This window comes from Curtobacterium sp. NPDC098951 (assembly GCF_044759965.1).
Classification (GTDB): Bacteria; Actinomycetota; Actinomycetes; order Actinomycetales; family Microbacteriaceae; genus Curtobacterium.
The window spans coordinates 839,313-852,074 of record NZ_JBIWAG010000001.1 but is presented as its reverse complement, the minus strand read 5'-3'; the positions used below and the strand labels follow the sequence as shown (position 1 = coordinate 852,074).

Below are 12,762 nucleotides of genomic sequence, written 5' to 3'. Positions count from 1 at the left end.
CCGCCCGGCCCGGGCACGGCCGGGGAACCGCCCGCTCCGGGCTCAGTCGAGCGTGATGGTCCGGTCGAACGTCCGGGTGACCGGCGGAGCGGCGACGACGGCGGCGAGGGCGTTCGCCGCACCCTCGGGGGTGCCGCGCCACGCGACGTAGGCGTCGTGGTCCGCAGACGTCGTCCACCGTTCGAGGACGACCACGCGCGACGCGTCGGCGTCGTCGACGAGGACCTCGAGCGACTCGTTGCCGGCGAACGCGGCGGTCTGGGCGAGGGTCTCGCGGATCGCGGCCTCGACGGTCTCGGTGGGGACGTCGGTCCGGAGCTGGACCTCGAGCAGGACGGTCATCGACATGGTGCACCTCTCTCGTCGTCGCCGGAGCGACTCGTCGTCGCCGGGGCGACACGTCGCCGCCACGTGCGACCACGCCCGTGCTGCAACCGGTCGGCGGTCCGGTGTGTTCCGGACTCGTCGACGGTCGGTGCGGCGGGGTGGAACCGATCCGGCCGTCCCGGACACTGCAGGGTATGGACAGCGGGGACTGGGCGATGGCGCTCGAGGGTGACGGCGAGGCGTTCGGGCGGGTGTTCGACCGGCACCGCCACCGGGTGCAGCGACACTGCATGCGACTCGTGCCGGTCGACACGGACGCGGCCGACACGGTCGCGATCGTGTTCCTCGAGGCCTGGCGGAACCGGGCTCGGGTGCGGCTCGTCGACGGGTCGCTGCTGCCGTGGCTCCTCGTCACCGCGACGAACGTCGCCCGCAACCAGACCCGTGCGGCCCGGCGGTACCGGGCCGCCCTCGACCGGTTGCCACCGCCCGAGCCCGTCGCCGACCACGCGGACCGGGATGACGACGGGGACGCCGTCCGTGCCCTCCGCACGCTCGGGCACCGCGACCAGCAGGTCCTCACGCTGTCGGTCCTCGAGGGCTACAGCGAGCGGGAGATCGCCGCGGCGCTCGGCATCGCGCCGGGGACCGTGAAGTCGCGCCTCTCCCGGGCGCGCACCCGCCTCGCCGCCGCACTCGGCGCGAGCGCACCCACCACCCGACCGGCCGTCGAACGGAACGGAGCACGATCATGAGCACCTCCACGGACAGGGAGCCGGGCGACCGCGACCGGGCACTGCGGGCGCTGCTCGTCGACACCGTCGAGCACACGCCCCGGCGGCGTCGACGGTGGCGGGCGGCGACGATCGCGGGAGCGGTGGTGTGCGTCCTCGGCGGAGCTGCCGCCGGTGGAGCGATCACCGCGGCGGCGAGTCCGGACCCCGCCGCTCTCGAGGCCCAGAGCCAGGCCGCGACGGTCGTCGGCGGGTCGGGCGCGACCTACCTGCGGGTCGTCGGCAGCCCGGTCGGGCGGGTCGGGTCGTCGGACGAGACGATCACGGTCGGACGCGCGCCCGCCCGCGCCGACACGTTCACCTGGGTCGCCACGTGTCGCACCGGGAGCGGCGAGATCACCGAGCGCGGGTCCGGTGTCACCGGGGGCAGCGCGTCGTGCGCCGCCGGGTCGCACGTCACGGGCTCGTACGCATCGTCGGAGATCGCCGGCCACCGGATCCGGCTCAGCGTGGACGGGGACCTCGGGTGGACGCTGTCGTACGGCTGGCTGCGCACGCCCCCGATGCCCGCGGCGAGCGCGGCGCAGGACCAGGCGACCGAGGACGGCGTCGTCACCCGGAGCGAGTACCTCGCGGCGTTCGACCGGCTGCAGGGGTGCATGACCGCACGGGGGGAGTCGCTCGGCCGGATCCCGAGGTCGTCGTTGTTCGTGGCGCCGGTGGCCCACGACGCGTACGTGCTCGACTGGTGCAGCGCGTCGGAGTGGTCCGCGGTCGACGTCCTCTGGCAGAACGAGCACCCCGCCCCGGCGTCGGACGACGGCTCGTGGGGGGTGCAGCCGTACGACCCGGCGGCCGATCCGGAGTACGCCGGCTGAGTCAGTCGAGGACGCGGAACCGGATCGCGTCGCCCGGCCGGAGCTGGGCGGCGCGGTCCACCGACGCGGGGGTGAGCACCGCGACGACGGGGTAGCCGCCCGTGACGGGGTGGTCGGCGAGGAACAGGACGGGGTGGCCCGCCGGCGGGACCTGGAGCGATCCGGTCTCGACGCCCTCGCTCGGCAGCTCGCCGGGGACACGGCGCACGAGCGGTCGGGCAGCGGTGGTCCGCACGCCGACCCGGTCGCTGTCCGGGGTGACCTGGTGGAGCTGGTCGACGAGGACCGCACGCCACGCCGGGGTGAACCAGTCGTCCCGGGGACCAGCGGTGACGTCGAGGACGACCGCCTCGCCCGGAGCGGGCCAGCGCGGCGGTGCGACGGCGTCGACGAGCGGCCAGGCGCTGGCGGCATCCCCGATCGGCAGGACGTCCCCGGTCGTGACCGGCGGGGGACCGAGGTGTGCGAGCGAGTCCCACGAGCGGCTGCCGAGCACGGGATCGACGGCGAGGCCTCCGCGGACCGCGAGGTACGTGCGCAGCCCGGACGTGGCGGCCCCCACCCGGAGCACGTCGCCGGGTGCGAGGGCGACGATCTCGAAGCAGGCGGCGCCGCGCACCCGACCGTCCGCCCGCTCGACCGTCACCGGGCAGGGTGCGCCGGTCAGCGCCGCGACCACGTGCGCGTCCGAGCGGAGCGTGACGGAGCCGAGCAGCGCCTCCAGGACCGCCGCCTCGGGACGGTTGCCGACCAGCCGGTTGGCGAGTGCGGCTGCACCGCGGTCGGCGACGCCGGACGCCCCGAGTCCCGCGTCGCTGAACCCGGGGCGGCCGAGGTCCTGCGTCGACGTCCCGGGTCCGACCTGCAGGACGGTGAGGCCGCTCATGCGCGGGAGACCTCGACGAACCGGATCCGCGTGCCGGCCGGTGCGAGCGCGGGTGGCTCGCGATCCAGTGACCACATCGGGACGTCGGTGCGGCCGATGAGCTGCCAGCCGCCCGGGGAGGCACGCGGGTAGACGGCGCTGAACTCCCCGGCGAGCGCGACGCTGCCGGCGGGCACCGCGGTCCGGGCGGTGGTGCGCCGCGGCAGGTCGAGTGACGGTGCCGTCCCGGTCAGGTAGCTGAAGCCGGGGGCGAAGCCGCAGAACGCGCTCGTCCAGACCTGGCCGGTGTGCCAGGCGACGAGCCCGTCCCGCGTGGTGCCGACCATGGTGGCGACGGTGTCGAGGTCCTCACCGTCGTAGGTGACGGGGATCGTGGTCACCGCGCCGAGGTCGGCTCGGGTGGGCAGGACGGGTTCGACGGCCTGGAGGCGCGGTGCGAGCCGCGTGGGATCGGTGCGTTCCGGGTCGAAGCGGACGAGCAGCGTGCGCGCGCCCGAGACGAGCTCGGTCACGCCCGGCACGGGCGCGGCCTCGAGTCCGGCGCGGAACGCGGTGACCTCGGCGAGCGTGTCGAAGGTGACGAGCACCGCACGGGTGCCCGCGCGGCGCACGTCCCGGGTCGGTCCGGCGTGCGCGACCGGCGCGCTCACGGTGTCGGGGCGAACGGGGTGGTCGCGACCCCGTGACGGTCCAGGATCGAGCGGATGGCCCTGGCCATCGCGACGGCGTCGGGGGAGTCGCCGTGCACGCACACCGAGTCCGCCCGGACCGGCACGACCGAGCCGTCCACGGCGACCACGGTGCCGTCGGTGATCATCCGGAGCACCCGCTCGGCGACCGTCGCCGGGTCGTGCAGGACCGCGCCCGGGCGGCTGCGCGCCACGAGGGACCCGTCGGGTTCGTACGCCCGGTCGGCGAAGACCTCGGACACCGCGCGGAGCCCGTGCGCGGTCGCCGCGCGGAGGAGCTCGGAGTCCGGCAGGGCCAGGACGGCGAGGGTCGGATCGACGTCGCGCGTCGCCCGGACGACGACGTCGGCCTGCACCGGGTCGGCGCAGGCGGTGTTGTAGAGGGCGCCGTGCGGCTTCACGTACGTGACCGTCGTGCCGGCCACGCGCGCCGTCGCGAGCAGGGCGCCGAGCTGGTGGACGACGTCGGCGTACAGCGCCTCCGGCGTGACGTCGACCGCGCGCCGGCCGAACCCGACGAGGTCCCGGTACGCCACATGGGCCCCCACCGCGACACCCCGCTCGGCGGCCAGGCGGCAGGTGTCGAGCATGATCGCGGGGTCGCCGGCGTGGAACCCGCAGGCGACGTTCGCCGACGACACCACGTCGAGCATCGCCCGGTCGTCGCCCATCGTCCAGGCGCCGAAGCCCTCGCCGAGGTCGCTGTTGAGGTCGATCGTCGTCACGCTGTCAACCTACCGGCGGCACCGTATCCTGCGACGGTGGAAACGACACAGCCGTCCGGCACGACCAAGCGCCGCGTGGAACTCCGGATCACCCGCCCGACGCTCACCTGGTTCGCCCGACCGACCGTGACCATCGACGGCGTCGGCCACCCCGCGCAGTGGGGGACCGGGACGTGGGCTGTCCCGGACGAGGGCGGCACGCGGATCGGGGTCTACCTGTACAACCGCGTGTGGCGGTTCGGGACGGCCACCAGGACCGTGACCGCGGCCGACGTCTCGCTCGTCTACCGGTCCGGTCCGCTGCCGGTCGGCGCAGGTCGCCTCGTCGCCGCCTGAGCATGGCGGGCATCACCTACCCGAGGCCCCTGGTCGCCGGCGGGCGCGTCGAGGTGCCGGCCCCCTCGATGGGCGTCTCCGAGCACCTGCACGGCCGGCTGCAGGACGGCGTGGACGCGCTGACGGCACGGGGACTCACCGTGCACGTGCGGCCGCACGCCACCACCCCGGGGCTCGTCCCCGCCGCTGCTGCCGAGCGTGTGGCCGACCTGCACGACGCGTTCCGGACCGCCGACGCGGTCCTCCCGCCCTGGGGCGGGGAACTCGCCGTCGAGCTCGTCGCGTCGATCGACTGGCACACCCTCGCCGCCTCGCGTGCCTGGTTCGTCGGCTGGTCGGACATCTCCACGCTGCTCCTGCCCATGACCACGATGACCGGCCTCGCGACGCTGCACGGTGCGAACCTGATGGACGAGCCCTACGAGCTCCCCGCCGAGTTCGCGCGCTGGACCGACGTGGCAGCGCTCCCGCCGGGCGGGACGATCGAGCAACGCAGTGCCCCGCGTCGCCGGAGCCGCCCGTGGGGAGCCTGGGCCGACGAGGCCCTCGACCGCGACGGCGCCTACGACACCCCGACCAGGTGGCGTGCCCTCGACGGCGCGTCCGAGGTCGCGATCCGCGGACGCCTCATCGGCGGGTGCCTCGAGACGGTGTCGCTGCTCGCCGGCACCCCGTACGGCGACGTGCCCGGCTTCGCGCGGCAGTACGCGCCCGAGGGCACGATCGTGTACCTCGAGGTCGCGGAGTCGAACGCCGTCAGTGCGCTCCGGATGCTCACAGCGCTGCGGCTCGCCGGATGGTTCGACGACGCGAACGGCCTCCTCATCGGCCGTACCGAAGGCGCAGCGGTGCCCCGGCTGGACCAGGACGAGGCCGTGCGGCGAGCACTCGGTGACCTCGGCATCCCGGTGGTGGTCGACTTCGACACCGGCCACCAGCCGCCGCAGCTGCCGCTGGTGAACGGCGCGCTCGCCGACGTCGTGCTCGACGGATCGGTCGGCAGCATCACCCAGCGGCTGGTCTGACGGACGGGAGGCGCGGTGCGGGCCCGACCCGCGCCTCCCGACCGGCGGTGCGCACGTCCTCACCGCGGGCGCGGCTCGAGCGTCACCCACTCCTCGTCGCGGACGTAGCCGAGGGCGGCGTTCGCCGCCGCGATCGCGGTGTTCTCCGCCGATCCGCCGGTGCGGAACCGGGTCGTGCCCGTGTCCGCCAACGCGAGCACCGACGCAGCCTTGACCGCCTGTCCGAGCCCGCGGCCGCGCAGCCTGGGTTGGACGACCGTGAAGTCGGTCTCAGCGTGGGGCCCGTCCGTGTCGACGAAGGTCATAGCGACGAGTTCACCGTCCGGCGTGACCGTTCCGAACGCCGGCCTCGTCGTCGTCGGGGTCGCTGTCCTGTGGTCGAGCGGGGTGTGCTGGGTCGCGACGCCGCCGGGGTAGTCGTGGACCGTCAGAGCGTCGAGCCGCAGGACCGCGTCGACGTCGTCGGGGCCGAGCGCCCGCGTCGTCCCGGTGCCGGCGGTGCGGTCCACGAGTGACTGCAGCCGCTGCCGGTCGATCCGGTCGACGTCGAGTTGCGCGCCGAACGACCAGGCGGTGACGCGCCAGCCTTGCGCTTCGAGTTCCGCGACTTCGGGCGCGTCCGCTGGCAACACCTTCGTTTCCCCCACGGCCCGATCCTCGCACGCCCGGAGGGTCGACCCCCGCTAGTGTTCGGGGACACCGATGTGAGGGAGGGCGCGCATGGCGAGCACGGATGTCCTGACGGGCACGATCGACCCACGGTGGGCGAAGGTCCGCCCCCTGGTCTTCAAGACGATCATCGGTGCCGTCGTCGCCGCTGGACTGGTCGGCATCGTCGCGGTGCTCCTCGGGGACTTCGGTCGGGTCGCCCTGCAACTCCTGCTGACCGTCGTCGTGGTCGTCGTCTTCGCGCTCCTGTCCTGGTACGACGCCGACGTGTCGTCGAGACGGTCCGGGAGGTTCGCGTTCGCGAGCATCATCGTCTCCCTGTACCTGCTCGCCACCGGCCTCGCCAAGGTCTGGATCGTCCCGGCCGACCCCTTCGGCGGTGACGGGATCTGGATCGTCGGCGAACAGTTCATGCAGTGGGTCGGCATCGTGTTCGTCGCACGCTTCGCGCTGCTGCACGTCCACCTACTCCTCGTCATCCACCGGCGCTACCCGACCCCGCTGCTGCAGCTCGTCGCGAAGACGACCGTCGGGGTGATCGCGCTGCTCGCCCTGCTGCTGTCGGTGCCGCTCCTGGCTCCCGGCCTCGACCTCGCCAGCGGGTACTGGCGACTGGTGTGGGTCGTGGTGATCCTCGATCTGCTCGGAACGGTGGTCGTGCCGCTGAGCAACGCACTGTTCCGACCGCGCGATCCCGCCCTCGCATGGCCGGGTGGGTCCTCCGCGCCGACTGCAGCCACGTGGCTCCAGCCGGCGCCGACCGGATCGTCGATGCCGGGCGTCGCGGCGGAGACCGTCCCCACGGTGTCCGTCCCCGACAGGCAGCGTACGACCGCCCCGATCGACGACGCATGGTCGGGCGTCCCCGGACCAGCCGGGCCGGCGGCGGCGTCCGAGCCCTCCACCGACCACGGGGAGTCCCGAGTGGAGATGACCCAGTCGACGACCGCGGACGGCACGTCGACCACTGAGGACACGGCCGTGACGGTCGCGGGCAGCGACGGTCTGCTCTACGAACGTCGACCGGACGGGGCCCGCGCGCTCGCCTGGCCGCGCTACGTCGACGGGACACCGCTGCCAGCGGCGCCGGACGGCTCACCGGACTTCAGCGGCGTCGCCCGCCCCTGACGGTTCGACGCCGGCGGTCGAGGCCTCCGATCGGCCGACCGGTCAGACGCCCCCGAGCACCTTCCGCCAGGCGGCCGTCAGTGTCGCGTACTCGTCGTCCGAGACGAGGTCACGGACCCCGGTGGCGAGCACCGCGGATCGGACTGCCTCCTCGGCGCCCGCCCGGTCGCGGAGGCGCGCATCCGAGTGTCGCACCGCGCGTCCGGCCTGCTGCGCGGCCTCGATCTCCTCGACGCGGCCCGCTGCTCCTGCGGCCTCGAGCGCGTGCTGCCACGCAGCCACGAGGTCGGCGTTCGTGACCATCCGCCCGTCGGCGCCTCCCTGGATCGCGAGGGAAGCACTCGGTTCCGGCAGCAGGATGCCTTCGTCGGCCTTCCACGCGACGTCGAGCGACTCTGCCTCGTCGGCGGTGATCCGCCCGGCTCGCTCGATCATGGCCTGCAGTCCGGCATTGCTGATGTCGTCCGACACGGTGTCCTCTCCGACCGACGCGCTCGCGTGGTCCGGTCCATCCTGGTGGCTCGCCCACGTCCCGCGCACAGGCGCCACCCAGAGGAGGACGAAGCGTCGCGCTGGGTCATCAGTCGTCGCGGGTTCTGTTGGTTCGAGCCGGCGCATGGTGGACTGGCAGCATGCGCATCCGATCCGCGGCGGTCGTCCTGCTCGATGGGCAGGTCCTCGTCATCAGGCGGTTCCAGGACGGCCGGAGCTACTGCGTGCTTCCCGGAGGCGGCGTGGAAGCGGGCGAGACCTTGCGCGAGGCCTGCCGCCGTGAACTGCTCGAAGAGACCGGGCTCAGCGGCGACGTGGGCGAGCTGCTCGACGTCCCTGTGGACCGCGACGTGCCTGCCGCGTACTTCGCGGTGCGAGTCGCCTCCTCGGAAGTGTCGCTCGGCGGGCCGGAGCTCTCCCGGACGTCGGAGAGCAACACGTACGAGCCGAGATGGGTCGCGGCGTCGTCCCTCGACGAGGAACGTCTCGTGCCCGACGAAGCGAGACGCGCGGTCCATCTCGTCCTGGACACGGGCCAGCCGCCATCGAAGCCGTCTTGACAGCCGGTCCCGGGAAGGGCGGCCTGTTGCGAGAGCATGAGTCATGACCTACCAACCGGTGACGAGCGACGACGTCCAGGAGCTCAGTGCGTTCCTCAGCGAAGCTGATCTCACCATCGCTGGTCTCGACTCACCCGCCGTCCGAGTCTGGGTCGAGCGCGACCACGATGGCGAGATCATCGGCAGCTGCGGATACGAAACCAGCACTGACGGCGCGGATGTCTTGATCCGGAGCGTCGCAGTCTCGAGCACACGGCGCACCGCTGGCGCCGGCACCCGTCTCGCGAGGTTCGCCCTCGAAGAAGCATCCCGCTCGGGCGCATCGCGGGCGTGGCTCTTCTCGCGCCGGTCGGGCCCCTTCTGGCAGAAACTCGGATTCGGTCCGGCAGACCGGAGTGCACTCGCCGCCGTGCTGTCCGACACGCAGCAAGTGCGTCTCTTCTCGAGGACCGGTCAGCTCGAGCTGGAGGTGGCGTGGATGCGTGAACTCGAAGCCCCTTCTTGGCACCCAACGGTCCTGCACCGTCGGGGACGGGCGACTGAGACCCGTTGAGCGGTCCATGATGGGAGTGTGGTGACGCACCCCCTCTGGCGTCCGTTCCTCGACGACGGCAATGCAGCCCGTCAATCGCAGCGCATCGCGTTCCGACAGACCGAGCCCGGTCCTCCGCAGGCGTACGACCCGTCGTGGACCGACTCGTACCTGCGCGTGCGCGATCTCGTCGACCGTGCGCTCGGCGCTGATGGCACGCTCCGACACGTCGGCTCGACGGCCGTGCCCGGGATGATCGCCAAGCCCGTCATCGACACCGACTTGCTCGTGCCCGACGTGCTCGACGAGGAAGCCTGGCTCCCGCGGCTCGAAGCCGCTGGGTTCCGTCTGATCTTCCGCGACGCGATTGCCGGCGACGCACACCGTCAGCTCACCCTCGGCGATCCCAACACCAACCTGCACGTGTGGTCGCCGGATGCGGTGGAGCCGCGACGACACCGCGTGTTCGTGGAGTGGTTGCGGACCCACCCTGAAGATCGTCAGGCGTACGCAGACGCCAAGGCTGTGGCGGTGCGCGCTGACGAACGCATCCGCTACAACGACGCGAAGGCTGCGGTGGTCTACGACATCTACGAACGAGCATTCGTGGCTGATCCGGACCACGCACACGACCGTCGTCCGCGACGGTCAACGTAGTGCGCTGATCGGAAGCCATCTCAATCTCGTCCGTTTCCGGATCCCCGAATGGTCACCGCAGGGCAGCTACGTCAACAGCGAAGTCAGCTCGTCGCTCAACACGTCGAACGTTCGTTGATAGACCAGGTGATGCTGGTGGGTGCGGACGAGGTACTCGCCCTCGTCGCTGCGCATCTGAATCGAGACGCTGCTCCCCGTCGTCCTGTCGGCAACACGCCAAGACAACCGCATCGGCAGCCTGCGTAAGCCCCGTCGCGTGGCGCCCCACATCCGGTACGTGAACCGCGAGCCAAGATCGACAGCACCCTCCGTCGTGGCTTCGACGGCGCTCCCGCTTCTCTCAGCTAGCCAACCGGCGATGACTTGCACTGCGCGCTCTGCGGGCTGGGGGCACTCGAGCGTGACCTCACGGGTCTCGGCACGATCAATCATGGGACAGTCCTACAGTGCAGCTCTCCTGACCGCCCGGTTTCCGACCGCCTATCGGTACGGGCCGGATGTCGCTCGTCGTCGTCGCCAGCCTCTCCGGCGTCCGCGGGGCGATCCGCTGTCGGGACGTGCTGACGAGCGGAGCACTGCACGATGGCGTGCGCCACCGAGGGCGTGTTCGACCCGTCCGTGCCGACCGTGATTCTCCCCTCGTTGCCGGCCCCACGGGCTACCGTGAGGTGATGGGTGACGTGTGGCCTGACCGGTTGGATCTGCCGCTGACTGGCGGTTCGCTGGCTGCGCTCTCAGAAGGAGACTGGCCGATCGAGTACGCGCTGAGTCAGGACGCGGAGGTCACCCGCTGGACCTTCTATCCCGCGACCATGACCGAAGCCCGAGCCCGTGAGCGATGCCGCTCTTTTGTGAAGCGTGCTCGGGAGGGACGGTCGTTCCGGTGGGTCATCTGCACAGGCGATGGTGTGCGCGCGGGAACGTGCGGCGCGGCTCCGCGCGGCGACTCGGTCGACTTGTTCTACGCCCTGCTTTCCGGGCATCGAGGACGGGGTCTCGCCACGGATGCCGTTGGTGCTCTGGCGCGAAGCGCATCGCGACTGTCCTTGGCTCCGCAGCTCGCGATCGAGCCCGAGAACTCGGCTTCGATGCGGGTAGCGATTCGCGCCGGGTTCGCCCTCGGCGGCGAACGGCGTGAACCAGACGGGGTCCTGGTGCGGATTTGGAAGAAATCCGTCACGACCTGACCGGCAACGACGGTCAATCGGTGACATGCAGCTTCTGAAGTGCTCAATTCCGTCTCAGAGGCCGATCCGCTACTGAGACTGATTGACGCGTCCTCGGCTGACGCGCAGCGACAGCGCGACACCCATGGCGTCGAGCACTGCGAGAAGGACGATCGCCACGTGGGCACTCAGCCACAGCGCCGCATCATGCGGAAGCAATTGTGACGGCTCGAATGCTCCAGTCGCTTCCGAACGTTCTACGGCCCAGTCATTGGCTGCTGAGTACAGGGCAAAGAAGCTCACGAACACCACGTTGAACAGCGCCGCAAGCATCCACATCATCACGACTAGGGCGCGCGGAAGGGCCGCGGGCGCTCTGACTTCGCTCATCCCGGCACAGTACGAGCGGGCGGTTGAGTCTCGGTCGCAGAGTGCTCACACCGCGATGAACGTCCTCGAACGATCTCTGCGCTTGCCTCGACGGTGACCGGAACCGTCCACCCAAGGAGCCAGCTCTGGACGCTGTGACAGGCTGTCTGTGTGAGTTTCATCGAAGTGGTTGAGGGTCGGAGCCCTGGGGACACGCGGCGGATCCTCGAGGCGTTGCCTGACTGGTTCGGCGACCCTGTCGCTGTCGACAACTACGTGTCGGCGACCGAGGATTCGGCGTACGGAAGTCTGCTCGCTGTCGGGACTGCGGGAGTGGTCGGGATCGCGCTGACGCGACGCCACTTCCGGGAGGCTGCGGAACTTCATCTCATCGCAGTTGACCCGACGCAGCGCAGGTCTGGTGTCGGAAGAGCCCTGGTCGAACAGGTAGTCAGTGCGCTGCAAACCGACGGCGGCACATTGCTCTCGGTGCACACAGTCGGACCGTCGTTCGAGCACGAGCCGTACGCGCAAACGCGCGCCTTCTACCGCAGCGTCGGGTTTACGCCGTTGGAGGAACACGACGGCATCGATTGGTCCGGTCCGACGCTCATCATGGTCCGGACCTTGGGCACTCAGTAAGCGGACACGACCGTCAGCTTCTGAGGAGGTGCGCAAGCAGCGACACGGCGATCACAACTCCGGCGAGCGCGAAAGCACATCCCAGGAACCTCGTCAGCTCCGGAGTGAACTGACCTCCCCAAAACTCGCCCTGCACCTTCCGTGAGAACCGTGCGATCGGCTCTGGGAAGCAAAGCAGGACGGTGCCCCAGCTGAGACAAACTACCGCTACCGCCGCAATCCAGAGGGTCAGCACGGGCCGAGGCTACCAGTTCACCTGTCACAGAAGCCGATCGGCTAGCGAGATGGTCAGCAATCGCGAGTGCGCTCTTCGCTTGTCCCGCTGATCGACGGGTACGAGGCGGCTGCCACGCGATCGTCGCTCAAACAAGTGGTTGGGCAGCTGTCGGATTGCGATAGTCGGGGTCCCATGGGAAACGCCCCTGGGAATCGGGCCACACCATCTGCATCGCCGTGAACGATCCGACGATGGCAGCCGTCATGGTCATGCCACGCACGTCCGCCGCTTGCGTGAACAAGATGGATCCCGACTCCGTCAGCTCTTCGGTCTGGTCGCCTGCCTGAAACGGTCCGTTCTCCTGCTGCTCGTCGACAGCGTTGCGGATGAATTGTCCCGCGACCTCCGGCGGTAAGCCCGTGATGATGAGCTCGCCCCATCCCCGCGTGGTGAGCCCGACCGTGTAGGAGAACGACGCCACCTCGCCCTGAACATCTGGAAGGACGTGCTGGATACCCCAGCCGTACTCGTTGACGATCGCCCTCATCCGGGCGACGGGATCGGCATCGGGCTCGTTCACCAGGCGAGCGTAGCTGCGTTGTCACTCCGATGAACGATGGCCGATCGCACGGAGCAGGCATCGGACTGTTGGCCCGACGATCGCCGCCCGGTCTTACTGCGGCAGAGTAGGCGCGTGGTCAGCGCAGCGCCCAACACGATCCGCTTCCGT

Annotated in this window: 19 protein-coding genes; 10 read left to right on the top strand and 9 right to left on the bottom strand. The window is 71.0% G+C overall.

Annotation, left to right across the window (positions count from 1 at the left end; translation table 11 throughout):
• Positions 1-42: 42 nt before the first annotated feature.
• Positions 43-348, bottom strand: a complete 306-nt coding sequence (locus tag ACIQUC_RS04025) for a putative quinol monooxygenase (RefSeq protein ID WP_022907267.1) — start codon at positions 346-348, stop codon at positions 43-45.
• 173 nt (positions 349-521) lie between these two features.
• Between ACIQUC_RS04025 and ACIQUC_RS04020 the strand changes: the two genes are divergently transcribed.
• On the top strand, positions 522-1,082 hold the full coding sequence (locus ACIQUC_RS04020; RefSeq protein WP_402263491.1) for an RNA polymerase sigma factor: 561 nt from the start codon (positions 522-524) through the stop codon (positions 1,080-1,082).
• On the top strand, positions 1,079-1,939 hold the full coding sequence (locus ACIQUC_RS04015) for a hypothetical protein (RefSeq protein ID WP_022908258.1): 861 nt from the start codon (positions 1,079-1,081) through the stop codon (positions 1,937-1,939). The genes ACIQUC_RS04020 and ACIQUC_RS04015 overlap by 4 nt, the downstream gene beginning before the upstream one ends.
• Before the next feature lies 1 nt (position 1,940).
• Here ACIQUC_RS04015 and ACIQUC_RS04010 read toward each other — a convergent pair whose 3' ends face one another.
• The 3 genes from ACIQUC_RS04010 to ACIQUC_RS04000 are packed head-to-tail and all read right to left on the bottom strand — an operon-like array spanning position 1,941 to position 4,239.
• The gene (locus tag ACIQUC_RS04010; RefSeq protein WP_402263487.1) at positions 1,941-2,825 is read right to left on the bottom strand and encodes a biotin-dependent carboxyltransferase family protein; all 885 of its coding nucleotides are present in this window, start codon (positions 2,823-2,825) and stop codon (positions 1,941-1,943) included.
• Positions 2,822-3,475: an allophanate hydrolase subunit 1 gene (locus ACIQUC_RS04005; protein WP_402263484.1), complete on the bottom strand. Its 654-nt coding sequence runs from the start codon at positions 3,473-3,475 to the stop codon at positions 2,822-2,824. The genes ACIQUC_RS04010 and ACIQUC_RS04005 overlap by 4 nt, the downstream gene beginning before the upstream one ends.
• The gene (locus ACIQUC_RS04000) at positions 3,472-4,239 is read right to left on the bottom strand and encodes a LamB/YcsF family protein (RefSeq protein WP_402263481.1); all 768 of its coding nucleotides are present in this window, start codon (positions 4,237-4,239) and stop codon (positions 3,472-3,474) included. Before ACIQUC_RS04000 ends, ACIQUC_RS04005 begins: the two co-directional genes overlap by 4 nt.
• 36 nt (positions 4,240-4,275) lie before the next feature.
• On the opposite strand from ACIQUC_RS04000, the gene ACIQUC_RS03995 reads away from it, so the two are divergent.
• A complete protein-coding gene (locus tag ACIQUC_RS03995) occupies positions 4,276-4,575 on the top strand; it encodes a hypothetical protein (RefSeq protein ID WP_402263479.1) in 300 nt (99 codons plus the stop codon).
• A 2-nt stretch (positions 4,576-4,577) separates the two neighbouring features.
• Entirely contained in the window at positions 4,578-5,600 is a 1,023-nt protein-coding gene (locus ACIQUC_RS03990) for a S66 peptidase family protein (protein ID WP_402263476.1), read from the top strand.
• 59 nt (positions 5,601-5,659) lie between these two features.
• Here ACIQUC_RS03990 and ACIQUC_RS03985 read toward each other — a convergent pair whose 3' ends face one another.
• Positions 5,660-6,247: an acetyltransferase gene (locus tag ACIQUC_RS03985; RefSeq protein ID WP_402263473.1), complete on the bottom strand. Its 588-nt coding sequence runs from the start codon at positions 6,245-6,247 to the stop codon at positions 5,660-5,662.
• Between the two features lie 73 nt (positions 6,248-6,320).
• On the opposite strand from ACIQUC_RS03985, the gene ACIQUC_RS03980 reads away from it, so the two are divergent.
• The gene (locus tag ACIQUC_RS03980; protein ID WP_402263469.1) at positions 6,321-7,397 is read left to right on the top strand and encodes a hypothetical protein; all 1,077 of its coding nucleotides are present in this window, start codon (positions 6,321-6,323) and stop codon (positions 7,395-7,397) included.
• Between the two features lie 42 nt (positions 7,398-7,439).
• Here ACIQUC_RS03980 and ACIQUC_RS03975 read toward each other — a convergent pair whose 3' ends face one another.
• Positions 7,440-7,868, bottom strand: coding sequence for a hypothetical protein (locus ACIQUC_RS03975; RefSeq protein ID WP_402263466.1), 429 nt, complete (start codon positions 7,866-7,868; stop codon positions 7,440-7,442).
• 161 nt (positions 7,869-8,029) lie between these two features.
• On the opposite strand from ACIQUC_RS03975, the gene ACIQUC_RS03970 reads away from it, so the two are divergent.
• The 3 genes from ACIQUC_RS03970 to ACIQUC_RS03960 are packed head-to-tail and all read left to right on the top strand — an operon-like array spanning position 8,030 to position 9,638.
• Positions 8,030-8,449, top strand: coding sequence for an NUDIX domain-containing protein (locus tag ACIQUC_RS03970; protein WP_402263463.1), 420 nt, complete (start codon positions 8,030-8,032; stop codon positions 8,447-8,449).
• Between the two features lie 43 nt (positions 8,450-8,492).
• Positions 8,493-9,002 carry a GNAT family N-acetyltransferase gene (locus ACIQUC_RS03965; RefSeq protein WP_402263460.1) on the top strand — a complete coding sequence of 170 codons (510 nt, stop codon included), beginning with the start codon at positions 8,493-8,495 and terminating at the stop codon, positions 9,000-9,002.
• Between the two features lie 21 nt (positions 9,003-9,023).
• Entirely contained in the window at positions 9,024-9,638 is a 615-nt protein-coding gene (locus ACIQUC_RS03960) for a GrpB family protein (protein ID WP_402263457.1), read from the top strand.
• Between the two features lie 66 nt (positions 9,639-9,704).
• On the opposite strand, the gene ACIQUC_RS03955 is transcribed toward ACIQUC_RS03960, so the two are convergent.
• A complete protein-coding gene (locus tag ACIQUC_RS03955; protein ID WP_022907866.1) occupies positions 9,705-10,070 on the bottom strand; it encodes a hypothetical protein in 366 nt (121 codons plus the stop codon).
• Positions 10,071-10,309: 239 nt separating this feature from the next.
• Between ACIQUC_RS03955 and ACIQUC_RS03950 the strand changes: the two genes are divergently transcribed.
• Positions 10,310-10,825, top strand: coding sequence for a GNAT family N-acetyltransferase (locus tag ACIQUC_RS03950; RefSeq protein WP_187290524.1), 516 nt, complete (start codon positions 10,310-10,312; stop codon positions 10,823-10,825).
• Between the two features lie 69 nt (positions 10,826-10,894).
• On the opposite strand, the gene ACIQUC_RS03945 is transcribed toward ACIQUC_RS03950, so the two are convergent.
• Positions 10,895-11,194 (bottom strand): hypothetical protein, encoded by a 300-nt coding sequence (locus tag ACIQUC_RS03945; RefSeq protein WP_402263453.1) that lies wholly within the window; start codon positions 11,192-11,194, stop codon positions 10,895-10,897.
• A gap of 150 nt (positions 11,195-11,344) precedes the next feature.
• Between ACIQUC_RS03945 and ACIQUC_RS03940 the strand changes: the two genes are divergently transcribed.
• Positions 11,345-11,815, top strand: coding sequence for a GNAT family N-acetyltransferase (locus ACIQUC_RS03940; RefSeq protein WP_402263450.1), 471 nt, complete (start codon positions 11,345-11,347; stop codon positions 11,813-11,815).
• A gap of 362 nt (positions 11,816-12,177) precedes the next feature.
• Here the strand turns inward: ACIQUC_RS03940 and ACIQUC_RS03935 are convergent, their stop codons facing one another.
• On the bottom strand, positions 12,178-12,612 hold the full coding sequence (locus ACIQUC_RS03935; RefSeq protein ID WP_402263447.1) for a DUF4262 domain-containing protein: 435 nt from the start codon (positions 12,610-12,612) through the stop codon (positions 12,178-12,180).
• Between the last annotated feature and the right edge of the window lie 150 nt (positions 12,613-12,762).